General features: G+C 68.4%; 14 protein-coding genes and 1 tRNA gene. 8 read left to right on the top strand and 7 right to left on the bottom strand.

Features of this window, described 5'->3' with window-relative positions; genetic code table 11:
* The first annotated feature begins 163 nt into the window (after window positions 1-163).
* Window positions 164-1,114, top strand: a complete 951-nt coding sequence (locus A6A40_RS00155; protein WP_063633451.1) for a LysR family transcriptional regulator — start codon at window positions 164-166, stop codon at window positions 1,112-1,114.
* A gap of 164 nt (window positions 1,115-1,278) precedes the next feature.
* Here the strand turns inward: A6A40_RS00155 and A6A40_RS00150 are convergent.
* Together A6A40_RS00150 and A6A40_RS00145 are read right to left on the bottom strand one after the other, a co-directional pair.
* A tRNA-Ser gene (locus A6A40_RS00150) sits at window positions 1,279-1,369 on the bottom strand.
* Window positions 1,370-1,449: 80 nt separating this feature from the next.
* Window positions 1,450-2,247 (bottom strand): alpha/beta hydrolase, encoded by a 798-nt coding sequence (locus tag A6A40_RS00145; protein ID WP_063636040.1) that lies wholly within the window; start codon window positions 2,245-2,247, stop codon window positions 1,450-1,452.
* A 113-nt stretch (window positions 2,248-2,360) separates the two neighbouring features.
* Here A6A40_RS00145 and A6A40_RS00140 point away from each other — a divergent pair, with 113 nt between their 5' ends.
* Both A6A40_RS00140 and A6A40_RS00135 read left to right on the top strand, forming a co-directional pair.
* Complete coding sequence (locus A6A40_RS00140; protein ID WP_063633449.1) at window positions 2,361-3,599, top strand: glycosyltransferase family 4 protein; 1,239 nt, start codon at window positions 2,361-2,363, stop codon at window positions 3,597-3,599.
* A gap of 55 nt (window positions 3,600-3,654) precedes the next feature.
* A complete protein-coding gene (locus A6A40_RS00135; RefSeq protein ID WP_082860668.1) occupies window positions 3,655-4,533 on the top strand; it encodes a TIGR01459 family HAD-type hydrolase in 879 nt (292 codons plus the stop codon).
* Between the two features lie 27 nt (window positions 4,534-4,560).
* Here A6A40_RS00135 and A6A40_RS00130 read toward each other — a convergent pair whose 3' ends face one another.
* The gene (locus tag A6A40_RS00130; protein ID WP_063633447.1) at window positions 4,561-4,794 is read right to left on the bottom strand and encodes a ribbon-helix-helix domain-containing protein; all 234 of its coding nucleotides are present in this window, start codon (window positions 4,792-4,794) and stop codon (window positions 4,561-4,563) included.
* A gap of 394 nt (window positions 4,795-5,188) precedes the next feature.
* Between A6A40_RS00130 and A6A40_RS00125 the strand changes: the two genes are divergently transcribed.
* The 4 genes from A6A40_RS00125 to A6A40_RS00110 all read left to right on the top strand — a co-directional run bounded on the left by A6A40_RS00125 (window position 5,189) and on the right by A6A40_RS00110 (window position 9,189).
* A complete protein-coding gene (locus tag A6A40_RS00125) occupies window positions 5,189-6,361 on the top strand; it encodes a hypothetical protein (protein WP_063633444.1) in 1,173 nt (390 codons plus the stop codon).
* A gap of 22 nt (window positions 6,362-6,383) precedes the next feature.
* Window positions 6,384-7,355, top strand: a complete 972-nt coding sequence (locus A6A40_RS00120) for an SH3 domain-containing protein (RefSeq protein ID WP_236783689.1) — start codon at window positions 6,384-6,386, stop codon at window positions 7,353-7,355.
* 254 nt (window positions 7,356-7,609) lie between these two features.
* Complete coding sequence (locus A6A40_RS00115) at window positions 7,610-7,876, top strand: hypothetical protein (protein ID WP_063633438.1); 267 nt, start codon at window positions 7,610-7,612, stop codon at window positions 7,874-7,876.
* 149 nt (window positions 7,877-8,025) lie between these two features.
* Window positions 8,026-9,189 (top strand): TIGR03862 family flavoprotein, encoded by a 1,164-nt coding sequence (locus A6A40_RS00110; protein ID WP_063636038.1) that lies wholly within the window; start codon window positions 8,026-8,028, stop codon window positions 9,187-9,189.
* A gap of 448 nt (window positions 9,190-9,637) precedes the next feature.
* Here A6A40_RS00110 and ahcY read toward each other — a convergent pair whose 3' ends face one another.
* Window positions 9,638-10,936 carry an adenosylhomocysteinase gene (gene ahcY / locus A6A40_RS00100; RefSeq protein ID WP_063636037.1) on the bottom strand — a complete coding sequence of 433 codons (1,299 nt, stop codon included), beginning with the start codon at window positions 10,934-10,936 and terminating at the stop codon, window positions 9,638-9,640.
* 220 nt (window positions 10,937-11,156) lie between these two features.
* On the opposite strand from ahcY, the gene A6A40_RS00095 reads away from it, so the two are divergent.
* The gene (locus A6A40_RS00095) at window positions 11,157-12,248 is read left to right on the top strand and encodes a PA0069 family radical SAM protein (protein WP_063633436.1); all 1,092 of its coding nucleotides are present in this window, start codon (window positions 11,157-11,159) and stop codon (window positions 12,246-12,248) included.
* Window positions 12,249-12,251: 3 nt separating this feature from the next.
* On the opposite strand, the gene A6A40_RS00090 is transcribed toward A6A40_RS00095, so the two are convergent.
* From A6A40_RS00090 to A6A40_RS00080, 3 genes are all read right to left on the bottom strand, one after another.
* Window positions 12,252-12,488 carry a hypothetical protein gene (locus tag A6A40_RS00090; RefSeq protein ID WP_063633434.1) on the bottom strand — a complete coding sequence of 79 codons (237 nt, stop codon included), beginning with the start codon at window positions 12,486-12,488 and terminating at the stop codon, window positions 12,252-12,254.
* 105 nt (window positions 12,489-12,593) lie between these two features.
* On the bottom strand, window positions 12,594-13,889 hold the full coding sequence (locus tag A6A40_RS00085; protein WP_063633431.1) for an MFS transporter: 1,296 nt from the start codon (window positions 13,887-13,889) through the stop codon (window positions 12,594-12,596).
* A complete protein-coding gene (locus tag A6A40_RS00080) occupies window positions 13,886-15,544 on the bottom strand; it encodes a protein arginine N-methyltransferase (protein WP_063633429.1) in 1,659 nt (552 codons plus the stop codon). The genes A6A40_RS00085 and A6A40_RS00080 overlap by 4 nt, the downstream gene beginning before the upstream one ends.
* Window positions 15,545-15,596 lie beyond the last annotated feature (52 nt).

Genomic DNA, 15,596 nt, shown 5'->3' with positions numbered 1-15,596 from the left:
TTCTCTGGGCAGTGCCGGGCGCTGACCGCCGTCACTGCCGGACGGCAGACTTTTTGCGCGGATGGTTATGCCCCGCTCGGCAGGGGGGCGGAAATGAAAGCTCGACATTGCCATATGCACAGGATGAATATGATTATCATTCTGAACACTGCCGCCGCCCGTCATGGATCACCCGAATATCGCGACGATCGACCTGAACCTGCTGCGCGTGTTCGACAGCATCTATCGGGAGGGCAACATCCTGCGCGCGGCCGAGCGGCTGGGCATGAGCCAGCCGGCAGCCAGCCACGCGCTCGCCCGGCTTCGCCATGCCTTGAAGGACGACCTGTTCGTCCGGTCGGCGCGCGGAATGCTGCCGACGCCCCGTGCGGAACAGCTTGCCGGTCCGGTACGGCAGGCGCTGAGCTACCTTGAGCTGGGGCTGCAATCGGGTCCGTTCGACCCGGCCACCGCGACGCAGCGTTTCACCGTCGCCCTCGACAATGCGAGCGCGGTGTCGCTCTCCGCGCCGATTCTGGCCGCGGTGTCCGCCGCCGCTCCGCTGCTGCGGCTCGACCTGCGGCCCAGCGGCACGCTGGACATCGACCGCATGATCGACGAGGCCGACCTGGACCTGTTCATCGGCAAGGCCCGCGCCCCGCTGGAGCGCTTCGCCTCGGAGGAGCTGTTCACCGACGATTTCGCCGTGCTGCACCGGAGGCGGGAGGCTGCCGCACCGCTGACGCCGGAGGCGTTGACGGCTCTGCCACACCTTCATCTGTCATCGGCCGGCGACGATACGGAGTTCGTGGACCGCTGGCTGAAGGAGCGCGGCGCCCGGCGCGAGGTCCGTCATTCCGTACCGCTGTTGGGGTGCGAAGCGGTTCTGGAGCGGCAGGATTTCTTCATCGTGATGCGGCGGCGGATGGCCTTGGCGATGTGCGGCCGGACAGGCTTGGCGGTGAGCGACCTGCCGTTTCCGTCTCCGCGAATCGCCACCTGCCTGCGCTGGCACCGCCGCCTGGACGCCCAACCCGCCCACCAGTGGCTGCGCCGAACGATCCAAGCGGTCTGCATGTCGAACCGGCCCGCCAACGCAGCGGCGGAAACCCGCTGTGATACCAGCGGTCATTGATGATGACCGCTGGTATCCGCGCCGACTGGCGCGGCGGCGGCCCATGCCGCCGAAGCTCTTGATCCTGACAGGTCAGGATCAAGAGGGTATGAGATCATCGCCTGACCGGAAAAAGAAAAAGGCTGAAGCGGATTTTCTCAAATCGACGCTTCAGCCTGAATTCGTGGCGGAGGGAGAGGGATTCGAACCCTCGATACGCTTTTGACGTATACACACTTTCCAGGCGTGCGCCTTCAACCGCTCGGCCACCCCTCCGTAGAGGCCCGCGTTATAGCCAGAGGTTCACGGCGATGCAAGCCTCCGTTTCACGCGGGCGACACTTTTTTCCCAACGCCTCAATCCACCCCGATTTCATCCACCAGAGCACCGACCGTGCGGCATAGCAGGTCCAGATCCTGGGGACGGGACAGGCGATGATCGCCGTCCTTCACCAGGGTGACACGGACATCGTCGCCGGTCAGCGCCTCGGCGATGCGCAGGCTGAACTGCCAAGGGACGTCGGGATCGCGCTGGCCGTGCAGCAGGCGCACGGGACCTGTGAAGGCGATGGGGCCGCGCAGAAGCAGGTGGTTGCGGCCGTCCTCGATCAGGGCGCGGGTGATCGGCTGGGGTTCCGGGCCATACTCAGACGGGCGGTTCCACACGCCCTCCTCCATGATCTGGCGGCGGACGCCGGCATCGAAGATGTCCCACATCAGGTCTTCGGTGAAATCGGGGGCCGGGGCGATGCCGACCAAGCCGGCCACCCGCTCCGGCCGGCGCGTTGCCGCCAGCAGCATCATCCAGCCGCCCATGGAGGAGCCGACCAGGATCTGCGGCCCCGTCGTCACCCGGTCCAGCACCGCCAGCGCGTCGTCGGCCCACAGGCCGATGGTGCCGTCGGCAAACCGGCCGCTGGAGGCGCCATGGCCCTGATAGTCGAAACGGGTGAAGGACAGGCCGCGCTCCACCGCCCAAGCCTCCAGCGTGGTCGCCTTGCCGCCGGTCATGTCGGACATGAAGCCGCCCAGGAACATCACTCCGGGCTTGCCCTGCCCGGACGGGCCGGCAGGGGTGTGGTGATAGGCTATGGTCGCCGCACCGCGCGTTAGGCTATGGTGCGCGCCGCCCGGTTGGGCTGCGGTTTCGGTCATACGGTCACCTTCGGCAACGGATACCGGCATGCGGTCGGACACCGGTTCGACGGACGCCGGCATGCCGGGGCCTGCGGCCGGTTCCGGGCCGCCCCTTGCGAGCAGCCGGCATCATGGATTTCGACCCCCACCTTACCACCGACCAGTCCCCGCGCAACGCGGACGCCCATCAGGACACCCGACTCCCCCGCTGGCCGGACGGCCGGGCGCCGACGGTGCTGCAGGTGGTGCCGACGCTGGTCACCGGCGGGGCGGAGCGCGGCTGCATCGACATGGCGCTGGCCCTGCAGGCGGCCGGCGGCACACCGCTGGTGGCGTCGGAAGGCGGGCCGATGGTGCGCGAACTGGACCGCGCCCGCATCACCCACCTGACCCTGCCGCTGGCCTCCAAGAACCCGCTGACCATCCGCCGCAACGCCCGCCGGCTGGCCGCCATCATCCGCGAGCACAAGGTGGACATCGTCCATGCCCGCTCCCGCGCCCCGGCCTGGAGCGCGTGGCTGGCCTGCCGCGAGACCGGTGCGCGCTACATGACCACCTTCCACGCCCCCTACAATTTCGGCAGCGGACCGGTCGGCGGCCGGCTGAAGCGCTGGTACAACTCGGTGATGGCACGGGGCGAGCGGGTGGTCGCCATCTCCGGCTTCATCCGCGACCATGTGCTGGGCAACTACCCGGTCGATCCGGCGCGGGTGCGCGTCATCCATCGCGGCATCGACCGCAGCGTCTTCGCCCCCGACCGGGTGAGCCCGACGCGGCTGGTGACGCTCGCCAAGCAATGGAACCTGCCGGACGACCGGCCGGTGATCCTGCTGCCCGGCCGGCTGACCCGCTGGAAGGGCCAGATCGTGCTGATCGACGCGCTGGCGAAGCTGGGACGCAAGGACGTGCTGGCCCTGCTGGTCGGCTCGGACCAGGGCCGCACCGGCTACCGGGAGGAACTGGAGAACCGCATCGCCGCCAACGGCCTGCGCGGCGTGGTGCGGATGACCGACCATTGCAGCGACATGGCCGCGGCCTACCTGTTGTCGACGGTGGTCGTCTCCGCCTCGCGGGAACCGGAAGCCTTCGGGCGGGTGATCGTGGAAGCGCAGGCGATGGGCAAGCCGGTGATCGTCTCGGCCATCGGTGCCTATCAGGAGACCGTCGTCCCCGGCGAAACAGCCTGGGTGGTCCCGCCGGACGATCCGGACGCGCTGGCCCGTGCCCTGGACGAGGCGCTGTCGCTGACCCCGGAACAGCGCGACGCCATCGGCGCCCGCGCCATTGACTTCGTGGCGGACCGCTACACCAAGGACCGCATGTGCGCAGAGACATTGGCGGTCTATGCGGAGTTGCTGCAACTTGGTTAAGACCAGCCTGTTGACGCAATCCGACTTTCAACCCACCATCAACCGACCGGATACCATGGCCGACATCCGACAGATTTCCGGCATCGCCGAGGTTATCGACCGTTACGACGGGTTCATCCTGGACCTGTGGGGCGTTCTGCATGACGGCGAGAGGCCCTATCCCGGCGTGCCCGACTGCCTGGACCGCATGCGTGCCGCCGGCAAAACCGTGTGCCTTCTGTCCAACGCCCCGCGCCGCACCACCGGCGTGATCGAGAAGCTGGACGGAATGGGGCTGGGGCGCGACCGCTACAACCATGTCATGACCTCGGGCGAGGCGACCTACGAGGCGCTGCGCGACCGCGACGATCCCTGGCATGCGGCGCTGGGCCGGCGGCTCTACCATATCGGACCGGACCGCGACACCGATGTCTATGACGGGCTCGGCTATCAGGTTGCGGCAACCCCGGACGAAGCCGACTTCGTCGTGAACACCGGCATCGTGACCTTCGGCGAGACGGTGGCGGACTATCAGCCGCAACTGGACGCCTGCCTTGCCGCCGGCCTGCCGATGATCTGCGCCAACCCGGATCTCGTGGTGATGGTCGGGCCGATGCTGGTGATCTGCGCCGGCACGCTGGCCGCCCGCTACGAGGAGATGGGCGGCGACGTGCGCCAGCACGGCAAGCCCTATGCCCCTGTCTATGAGCGCTGCTTCAGGCTGCTGGGCATCGCGGACAAGAGCCGCATCCTGGGCGTGGGCGACAGCCTGCGCACCGATGTCGCCGGCGCCAACGCCGCCGGAATCGACGTGTCGCTGGTCACCGCCGGCATCCACCAGGAGGAGTTGGGCGGAGCGGCCTGGGGCGAGGCGGTCGACCCGGTCAACCTGCGGGCATTGGCCGATGCCTCCGGCCACATGCCGACCTATGCGATGCCCAGCCTGCGCTGGTGAGCGTCCGTTGTCCGGGCGTCGGCCCCGTCAGTCCATCGGAACGGCGTCGTCCATCGCCTTGCGCAGAAGGGGCGACGGACCGTCTTCCGAGAAGCCGCGGTTGCCGATGGCGGTGCGGAAATAGCTGACGATGAACACGCGGATGGAGGCGGTCAGGTTCGCCTCCCCGCGCCGTTCGTCGATCCGGCTGCAAATCTCGTTCAAGCTCAGCCGCTCACGCTCGCAGATTTCCTTCAGCGAGTCCCAGATGTACGGCTCCATCCTGAGGCTTGTTCGACGCCCGCTCACCTTCACGTTGCGGCAGAGCAATCCCGGCCCTTCCTTACCCCCGCCCGTGCCCGCCATGGGAATTCCCGTTCCTCATCCGTTGCGCGTTCCGCCCGCGTGGTTCGGGGCAATACATCCATTTGTGTGACGATATTGCAAGCGGCGTGTGCCATCCAAGTCAATTTCGACCCACGGCTGCGGTTCGACGCGACAATCGGGCGCAGGCGGGTATCGCTTCCAACCACAGATCGACAGGTTGCCGGGAAAAGCCGCTTCCCTTGGCTCAAACCTTCGCTATACCAGTGCCGAATCATTCCTGCGGGAATCGGGCGGACACCGATTGGGCGGAACGGCCTGACGGACGGACCGGGCGGTGGAAGGATCGGCGATGAAGCGACCGGGAAATGGACGATTCACGGGCTGCGTCGCGGCCTGCGCCATCGCTGCCCTGTTGGCCGGGGGAGCGGCCCTCGCCCTGCCTTCCGGATATGCCCGTGCCGCGGAAACCGTCCCGGCCGAACAGAGTCCGGAAGCCGCCATCCGCACCCGCATCGAGGCAATGCTGCCGGCGCCCTGGCGCATCGAATCGCTGATGGTGGAGCCGCTGTCCAAGGCGTCCGCCCAAACGCCGGAACCGCAAGCGACGGCGCGGGTGACGGCAAAGCTGGTGCTGGGCGCCCCGACCTATCTGGTCGACAGCCGCGAAGGACCGGTGACCTTCCTGCGCCCGGCGGCCGATGCCGGTCTGGCGAAGACTTGGATCGCGACCGCGCTCGCCACCCGCGGCCCCGATGGCTGGACGGTGACGCTGACGCCGCAGACCCCCGACCTGCTCGACGGCATCGGCAAGCCCGCCGCGGAACTGCCAGGCCGCACCGTGGTGCTGGGCACGGCGGAAGCCAGGAGCCTGCGCGAACAGCTGGACCGCGACGCCGTCCAAAGGCTGGCCGATGACACAGAACGCCGCCGGCGCGAAGAGGAGCGGCTGGCCCAGCAGACCGCCGCCGCCAAGGCCGAAGCCGCCCGCGCCGAGACCGAGCGCCGCGCCGTCGAGGCACGAATCGCCCAGTTGGCCGACCTCCGCGGCAAGCTGGCCGGCAACGACCGCGCGGCACGGCTGGCCGCCTTCGAGGCCGCTCTGGGCGGCAACGACCCGGCATTGCGCCAGACGGCGATGGAGGCGGCTCTGCAAAGCCGCGATCCGGTGGTCGCCAATCTGGCGCTGAAGGATTGGATCGCCCGCCGCCGCGCCGTGCCGGTCCAGCTCTATGCCACCAAGGAGGACCCGAGTTCCGAGGTGGTGGTTCAGAACCTGGGACCGATGACCCTGGAGATCGACGGCTTCAGCCCGGTCAACGGGGCGCTGGCGGGCAAGCTGGGCGCCCCCGGCTACAGCATCGCGCGGCCGTCCAGCATCGTCGGCGCCCTGGCGCAAACCGAATTGGCGGTGAACTCCTTCGGCTGCGCCCTCACCCTGCGGCTGACCGAACACCGGACGCTGGACGGACTTCTGCGCTGCCAGACCCTGCCGACGCTGATCGCCCGCATCACGCTTGACTGAGGGGTGAGGGCCGATGGGGGGCATGTTTCCGAAAGGACTCCGGCGGGCATCGGCGCTGGTCCTGCTGCTCGCCGCACCAACCGGTGTGCTGGCCCAGATGCCGGCCGAGACGTCGACCGAGCGCTTCACCCCGCCCCTGGCCCCGATCGTCGCCCTGCCCCGCCTGACCCCGGCACGGCCGGTTTCGCCGCCGCCGAACCCGGATGTGGTCTGGGAACATCCGCCGGTGGCGCCTGCCCCGCTGTCGCCTGTCGGCCCGCAGACCGGCCCGGCCGCCACCCCGGTCCGGACGGCCGCCCCCGCGGCGAGAACGCCGACACCGAAGCCTGCCGATCCCCAGGACACCGATCCAAAGAGTAGCGATGCGGGGCAAGCTCCCGTTGTGCTTCCACCCTTGCCGCCGGTGAAGCCGCAGCCCGGGCCAACCGCACAACCGGCGCCGAGAGAGCCGGAAAAGCCCGCTGCCGCCCGGCGGACGATGGTCGCCACCGCCGGCATCTATCTGCGCGCCACGCCGGACGCCAAGGGCCGGGTCCTCGATACCGTGGAGAAGGGCGACCGTGTGGAGGCCTTCGGCGCGCCGGTGAATGGCTGGCAGCGGGTGGGACGTGCCGGCAAGCCGCCGGGCTATGTCACCAGCGCCTACCTGACGGAGGCCGGGGCCGACCGCGGCGAGCCTGCCCTCCCGGCCAAGCCCGGCCGTTATGCCAAGGCTGCCCCGGAGGACCGCGGCTGCGCTCTGCCCGGCGGCCTGCCCAGGATCCAATCGGAACGGGCGCAGACCGCCCGCCTGCCGCAGGGAAGCGTCGCCCGGCTGCGCACCGCCGGCAATCTGCGCGTCGCCCCGGTCTGCGACGCCAAGGTGCTGGACGTGCTGGATGCGGGTGAGCGGGTGACGGTGATGGAGGCCGTCGGCGGCTGGTACAGGGTCGGGCGCAAGGGCAAGGCGCTGGGCTATGTCGGCGCGGCGCTGCTCGCCCCCGCCAAGCGCTGAAGAAGCTGCACCGGAAAGCGGTACGGAGCTACCCGGAAGGTCACACCGCGGCCCTCCGTGAAGGGGCTTGTTCGCCCCTGAAAAAGGATTCTACAACAAGGGGGAGGCCGAACTATCGCGGACGAACGTAACCCCTTCACATGTGAGCCGGGGCGCGCCCGTTTCCTTCGACGGTTCGACCACCCCCGCCGGCCATGCGGCGCCGGTCAGGCCGGGCGGGGGCGCGAAGCACGACCGGGACAAGGATCCAAACGATGTCGACCCAACACAAACAAGCCATGGACGCGGTCCTGCAGGCCGCCGCGCACGACATCGTCGCCACCCTGCAGGAGCGGGACATCACCGACCGCCACAGCGAGGAAGGCGACCTCGTCGTCCTCGACGTCGCCATCCTGCACGCCTACCGCATCTTCATGCGCATCTGCGAGGAGAACGGCCTGGACGTCGATGCCGGCTATTTCGCCGATCTCGCCGCCGACCTCGCCGAGGAAGTGGCGCAGGATCAGGATTACGAGGACTGATTTCGGGAAACCGGGGTCGAGACGAGAATGCCCCCTCCCCTCCCCGCGCAGCATGGGAAGGGCGGGGGCACGTCCATTTGTGAAAGCCCTGCCAAGTGCCCCATACCACCCCTGACGTGGCGATCGTCGGCGCCGGCCCTGCCGGGCTGATGGCGGCGGAGATCGCAGCCGGTGCCGGCCTGCGGGTCGCCGTGTTCGACCACACGCCCACCCCGGCGCGCAAGCTGCTGCTGGCCGGGCGGGGCGGGCTGAACCTGACCCATTCGGAACCGCTCGACCGCTTCCTGCCCCGCTATGGCGCGGCGGAGCCGCTGTTCCGCCGACTTCTGGCCGGCTTCTCGCCCGACGACCTGCGCGGCTGGGCCGCCGGGCTGGGCATCCAGACCTTCGTCGGCAGCAGCGGCCGGGTCTTCCCGGTGCAGATGAAGGCATCCACCCTGGTCCGCGCCTGGCTGCGGCGGCTGGACGGGCTGGGCGTCACCCTGCACAGCCGCCACCGCTGGACCGGCTGGGACGGGACCGGTGCGCTGGCGTTCCACCATGGCGGGGAGTCCGTCACCGTCTCCCCGCGCGCCACCCTGCTGGCTCTGGGCGGGGCGAGCTGGCCGCGCACGGGATCGGATGGCGGCTGGGTTCCGCTGCTGGAGGGGCTGGGGGTGGAGGTGGCACCGCTGGTGCCGTCCAACATGGGCTTCGAGGTGCCCTGGTCCGATCACCTGAGCGACCGCTTCGCCGGCCAGCCGGTGAAGAGCGTCGGCTTGTCCGCTGCCGGCCGCCGCCTGAAGGGCGAGTTCGTCATCACCGGGACCGGAATCGAGGGCGGCGCGGTCTATGCGCTGAGCGCCCCGCTGCGCGACGCCATCGCGGCGGAGGGCTGGGCGACCCTGACGCTGGACCTGCTGCCGGACATGGCGGAGGCCGAGCTGGTCAAGCGCCTGCGCCGCCGCGGTGCGGAGTCGCTCTCCACATTGCTGAAGAAATCGCTGTCGCTGACCGGACCGCGCGCCGCCCTGCTGCGCGAGTTCGCTCCCGCCGCGGACCTGACCGACCCGGTGGCGCTGGCCCGGCAGATCAAGGGGCTGGCGGTGGTGCTGACCGGCGTGCGCCCGATCGAACGGGCGATCTCCTCGGCCGGCGGTGTCCGCCTGCCGGAGTTGGACGACCGGCTGATGCTGACCCGCCGCCCCGGCCTGTTCCTGGCCGGCGAGATGCTGGACTGGGAGGCGCCGACCGGCGGCTATCTGTTGCAGGGCTGCTTCGCCATGGGCGTGGCGGCCGGCAAGGGGATGGTGGAGTGGCTGGGGCGGGAGTGAAAGCTTGCAGTCCTGCGAGGTGCAGGCTGGCATCTATTTAGCGGCCTTGAGCGTCTTCGGACATGAACTCCCGGTTCCATTCGTCGGCAAAGCACCCGTGCTTTTCGTCGAATGAGTTCCAGGCTGCCGCAACCTTACGCCAATGCTCCTGGTCGTCTTCGTGCCGACGACATCCGCCCCGAACCTCAACAGCCTTCACATTGGGGGTTATGTTTCCGCATCGCTTGGATGCACATGCATCCATCTTGCCGACTTGGCTCATGGCGCCCTCTCCGATGGGAAGTTGCATGGTGATGTGCATCGGGTGCGATGGCAAGCTTCGCGGGAAAAAGTGAACGCGGGTAGCGGGATGTTCCCTCTCCCGCCCCGGGAGAGGGCAATTTACGTGTACCAAAGAAAAAGGGCCGCCCCACAAGGACGGCCCTTCTTTACTTAACCCCGCAACCGCTTAGTAGCGGTAGTGGTCCGGCTTGTACGGGCCGGCGGTCGGCACGCTGATGTAGGCGGCCTGCTTCTCGGTCAGGGTGGTCAGCTTGGCGCCGATCTTGTCCAGATGCAGGCGGGCGACCTTCTCGTCCAGATGCTTGGGCAGGACGTAGACCTTGTTCTCGTAGTTGGCGGCGTTGGTCCACAGCTCGATCTGGGCCAGCACCTGGTTGGTGAAGCTGGCGCTCATCACGAAGCTGGGGTGGCCGGTGGCGCAGCCCAGATTGACCAGACGGCCCTGGGCCAGCACGATCAGGCGCTTGCCGTCGGGGAACACCACCTCGTCGACCTGCGGCTTGACCTCTTCCCAGACCAGATTGCGCAGGGCGTCGATCTGGATCTCGCTGTCGAAGTGGCCGATGTTGCAGACGATGGCGCGGTCCTTCATGGCGCGCATGTGGTCGATCGTGATGACGTCGACGTTGCCGGTGGCGGTGACGAAGATGTCGCCCTGCGGAGCGGCATCCTCCATCGTCACGACCTGATAGCCTTCCATCGCGGCCTGGAGCGCGTTGATCGGGTCGATCTCCGTCACCAGGACGCGCGCACCCTGCGAGCGCAGCGAGGCCGCCGAGCCCTTGCCCACGTCGCCATAGCCGGCGACGACGGCGACCTTGCCGGCGACCATCACGTCGGTGGCGCGCTTGATGCCGTCAACCAGCGACTCACGGCAGCCATAGAGGTTGTCGAACTTCGACTTGGTGACGCTGTCGTTCACGTTGATGGCCGGAACCTTCAGCGTGCCCTTCTTCATCATCTCATAGAGACGATGGACGCCGGTGGTGGTCTCTTCCGACAGGCCGCGGACGCCGTCCAGCATCTCCGGATACTTGTCGTGCATGATCTGGGTGACGTCGCCGCCATCGTCCAGGATCATGTTCGGGGTCCAGCCGTCCGGGCCGCGCAGGGTCTGCTCGATGCACCACCAGAACTCCTCCTCCGTCTCGCCCTTCCAGGCGAAGACCGGGATGCCGGCTGCGGCGATGGCGGCGGCGGCCTGGTCCTGGGTCGAGAAGATGTTGCAGGAGGACCAGCGCACGGTGGCGCCGAGCGCGGTCAGCGTCTCGATCAGCACGGCGGTCTGGATGGTCATGTGCAGGCAGCCGACGATGCGGGCGCCGGCCAGCGGCTTGCTATCACCGAATTCGGACCGCAGGGCCATCAGGCCCGGCATCTCGGTCTCGGCGATGGTGATCTCCTTGCGGCCCCAGTTCGCGAGGCTGATGTCCTTGACCTTGTAGTCCGTGAATTCGGCGGCCATGAGGGATGACTCCTGGTGGGCGGTGACGGTCGGGCAGCGGAATTTCAGGCGCACCGGATCCCCGGTCCTGCCGCTGTAATTGGCCATGGGTGTATCAGCGGTTCCGGAACCATGCAAGCATAAAGATATCTTTATGTTTGCTGGGTATGTTCGTCGAACCAAGTGTCGGCTGGGCTTTTGTTCGCTTTACGTTCCCATCGGGCGCCGCTAAACTGCCGGCATGGATGAGATCAAGCGACCGCCGATCAAGGGCCGGGGTGCGGTGAGCAACGCCACCGGCCGCTTCGAACGCGAGACCCGCGTCCTGACCGACGACGGCTGGACCGGCTATGCGTCCGGCGGGAACGAGACGCTGACCGATCCGCTGCGCACCACCGTCGCCCCCGCTTCGGCCAAGTCGATCATCGCCCGCAACCAGTCGCCCGACGTCCCCTTCGACCAGTCGGTGAATCCGTACCAGGGCTGCGAGCATGCCTGCATCTACTGCTTCGCCCGGCCGACCCATGCCTATCTGAACCTGTCGCCGGGGCTGGATTTCGAGACGAAGCTGTTCGCCAAGCGCAACGCGGCGGAACTGCTGGCGAAGGAGCTGCGGGCGAAATCCTATGTCTGCCAGCCGCTGGCGCTGGGTGCCAACACCGATGCCTACCAGCCCATCGAGCGGACGGAGGGCATCACCCGGCGCGTGCTGGAGGTCTGCCGCGACTTCAACCAGCCGGTCAGCATCATCACCAAATCGGCGCTGGTCCTGCGCGACCTCGACATCCTGGCGCCGATGGCCGCGGATGGGCTGGCCTCGGTGGCGATTTCCGTGACCACGCTGGACCGCGACCTCGCCCGCGTGATGGAGCCGCGGGCCAGCACCCCGTCGCGCCGGCTGGAGGCCATCCGCACCCTGGCGGAGGCCGACGTGCCGGTCGCGGTGCTCGCCAGCCCGATGATTCCGGCGCTGAACGACCACGAACTGGAGTCGATCCTGGAGGCGGCGGCCGGTGCCGGAGCCACCGCCGCCAGCTATATCCTGCTGCGCCTGCCGCTGGAGATCGCCACCCTGTTCGAGGAATGGCTGCGCACCCATGTCCCCGACCGCGCCGACCGCGTGCTGAGCCTGATGCGGCAGAGCCGCGACGGCGCGCTCTACCGCTCCGGTTTCGGCACGCGGATGAAGGGCACCGGTCCTTACGCCGAACTGCTGCGCCACCGCTTCAAGCTGGCCTGCAGAAAGCATGGGCTGGGCGACCGGAGCTGGCAGCTCGATTGCAGCCGCTTCCGGGCGCCGCCGGCCGCCGGGGACCAGCTGTCGCTGTTGTGACGGTCAGGAGCGGCGGAGCATCCTGGCCCAGGGCGACAGCGGGTCGGCCGGTTTGGACACGGCGGAATTGGAAACGGCCGACAGCGGAAGGCGGCCGGTCGCCAGCATCGCCATCACCAGCGCGGGATGGGACGGGCCGGCGGGATCGTGGCCGGCATGATCGGCCTGCCCGGTGCCGGGGTCCTCGTTCAGCGCCTCGTTGATGCGGGCGAAGGCTTCGATATCTTTGATGTGCAGCATGGTCCGTACCCCTCGGCTTCGACTTTTGTGCGTCGCAGCAAAAACGAAGGTAACAGCTCTGCCCTCGAATGGTCTCATGTGCGGCGCTTTGACGCGGCCCTTTTTCTAACGGGCCGGTTCGCGAACCGCCAGCATAAGCCCGAATCCGATCACGAAGAAAGCCAGAACCGTCGCCATGCCGACGCGCTGGCTGGCGAAGGCCTGGGTCGCCAGCCCGAACAGCAGCGGCCCGAAGAAGCCGACGAAGCGTCCGGTCAGGCTGTAGAGCCCGAACATCTCGCCCGCCATGCCCGGCGGGGCCAGCCGCGCCATCATCGAGCGTCCCGCCGCCTGCGCGGGTCCGAAGAACAGCCCCAGCCCCAGCGCGAAGACCCAGAACCACAGCCGGTCGGTCGCCAGCAGCAGCGGCACGCTGCAGAACGACATGCCGGCCAGCGCGATCAGGATCACCGGCTTGGCCCCTGCCCGGTCGTCCATCCAGGCAAAGCCGATGGCCCCCGCCCCCGCCACCACGTTCAGCACGATGGCGAAGACCAGGATTTCCTCGAAGCTCATGCCGAAGGTGCCGGCGGCGAAGATCCCGCCGAAGGCGGTGATGGTGTTGATGCCGTCGCGATAGAAGGCGCTGGCGATCAGGAAGCGCATCACCTGACGGTAGCGCCGGGCCTCGCGCAGCGTGGCGACCAGCGTCGTCACCCCGTCACGCGCCGCCCGCAGCAGTCCCTGGCCGCTGGAGGGTTCGTCCGGCACCCACAGGAAATAGGGCAGCGCGAAGACGCCGTACCACACCGCGGCCAGCAGCGCGGTGGCGCGGACATTCGCCTGCTCGCCCCAATCCGCCCACTGCAGCCCGAACAGGCCGAACAACGGGGCCGGCGCCTGGACGAAGCCGACCAGCGCCAGCACAAGGCAGGTCAGCCCGCCGAAATAGCCGATGCCCCAGCCCCAGCCCGACACCCTTCCCAGCAGCCGCGGCGGCACCAGCCCCGGCAGGCTGGCGTTGTAGAAGACGTTCGCCAGCTCGAACGACACGGTGGCGATCACCACGCAGGCGAGCGCGAAGGCGGCATCGGCCGGATCGGGCCTGACCCACCAGAGCGCCACGGTGAAGGCCACCGTCAGCCCGGTGAACAGGGCCATCCAGGGCTTGCGCCGCCCCGCCCGGTCGGCGATGGCGCCCAGGACCGGGCTGAGCAGCGCGATGGCAACGCCGGCCGCGGTCATCGCCGCCCCCCAGCGCGCGGTGCCCTCCACCGGATCGCCGACCACGCCGCGGGCGAAATAGACCGAGAAGACGAAGGTGGTGATGATGGTGTTGTAGGCGGAATTCGCCCAGTCGTAGAGGCACCAGGACGCGATGGCGCGGCGGGAAGGGGAATAGGAGGCGATGGCTTCGCTCAAACGCCCTTACCCCCCGTCAACCCATCGATCCCGAAGGAGATCTGGTTGTTGTCGTAGCGGGCGACGATGCGCAGGCGGTCGCCGGCCGACAGGGCGATCGGCTTTTCCAGGAAGGTCATCGCCTGCTTCCAATGGTTGGTACGCGACCGGCTTTCCGACTTGTAGACCACCTCGTCGTCCATGAAGAGGTCGAACCAGAAGGCGACGCCGTGGCAGGTGCCGGCGGTGACGATGGTCACGTCGATCACCCGCTCGCCCTCCTCCGGCATGTTGCGGGTGAAGTCGAAATCCAGCGCGGTGAAGGGCTTCGACAGCGGCGTGTGGGCGTCGGCGCCGAGGTCGATCTGCTGGTAGCCGGGGGAGCGGAAGACGTCGAAGCTGCCCATGTCGAAGCCGTCGATGCTCTCCACCGGGTTGATGCGGGCCAGCTCCGGCGTCTCCACCAGCATGGCGTAGACGGTGGAGGCGCGCGGGATGATGGCGCCGCCCGGCTTCACCAGATGGGTGCGGGCGTGCTGCAGCACCGACAGCATGCGCGGGGCCAGCATGCCGATGTTGATCAGTTCCGACACGAAGACGTCGGCCTTCTCCGGCAAATCGCCGCCCTCCCCCACCGTCAGCTGGGTGGACAGGCGCGGCACCACGTCGATGCGGTCGGCATAGCCGTTGCGCGCCACCGTTTCCTTGGCGACGCGGGCGAGGATCGGGTTGACCTCGCAGGTCACCACCTTCTTCGCGCCCGCACGCGCCGCCATCATGGCGACGATGCCGGAGCCGGTGCCGATCTCCAGCACCAGGGAATCGGGCTTGACCGCCCGTTCCAGCGACTGCTTGTAGGCCTCGTTCCGCTCGAAATCGTTGATCATCGGCAGGTGCCAGCCGGGCACCGCGTTCGAATAGATCAGCCGGCGGGTGAATTTCACCATCGGATGGTCGGGCGCCTGTTCGCGCGCCGCCTCGATCACCTCGATGGCCTCCGCCGCACGGTCCAGGCTCTGCAGCACATGGGCGAGCCCGACCTGGGCCGGGACGAAGCGCGGGGCGGCGGCCAGCACGATGCGGAACTCAGCCTCCGCCTCGGCCAGCCGGCCGCGGGTGGAGAGCAGTTCCGCCAGGCTGTAGTGGACGTCGAGATAGTCGGGGGCCTGCTCCAGAGCGGTGCGGAAATGCCGTTCGGCCTCCTCCAGCTCGCCCAGCTCGCGCAGGGTGGCGGCGAGGAAATGGTGCATCTCCGGCGCCTCGGGCCGCAGGTCGAGCGCGGCGCGGAAACAGTCGGCCGCCTCGTCCAGCCGGCTCTGCGCCTTCAGCGCGTTGCCGAGGTTGCCGTGCAGTTCCGGCAGGCGCGGATTGATGGCGAGGCCGGCGCGGAACGCCTCCTCCGCCTCCGCCGCACGGCCCTGCTGGAAGAGGAGGCTGCCGCGGCTGTTGTGGAAGGACGGGTCGTTGCCGTTCTCCGCGATGGCCTGGGCGAACAGGGTCAGAGCATAGTCGGGATGGTCGGTGTGGGCGGCGACCAGCCCCAGCAGATGCAGCGCCTGGGCATTGTGCGGATCCGTCGCCAGGATCGCCCGGCAGACATCTTCCGCCCCAGCCAGATCGTTGCTGCGGAAACGCTTCGCCGCTTCGAGCAGGGTGGGGACGGGGGTGTCGGTCATCGCGGCGGCTCCAAGGAACGGCGGGAACACGAAAAGATTGCCGCACCATACC

The organism is Azospirillum humicireducens, from assembly GCF_001639105.2.
Classification (GTDB): domain Bacteria; phylum Pseudomonadota; class Alphaproteobacteria; order Azospirillales; family Azospirillaceae; genus Azospirillum; species Azospirillum humicireducens.
This window is presented reverse-complemented; position numbering and strand designations above follow the sequence as displayed.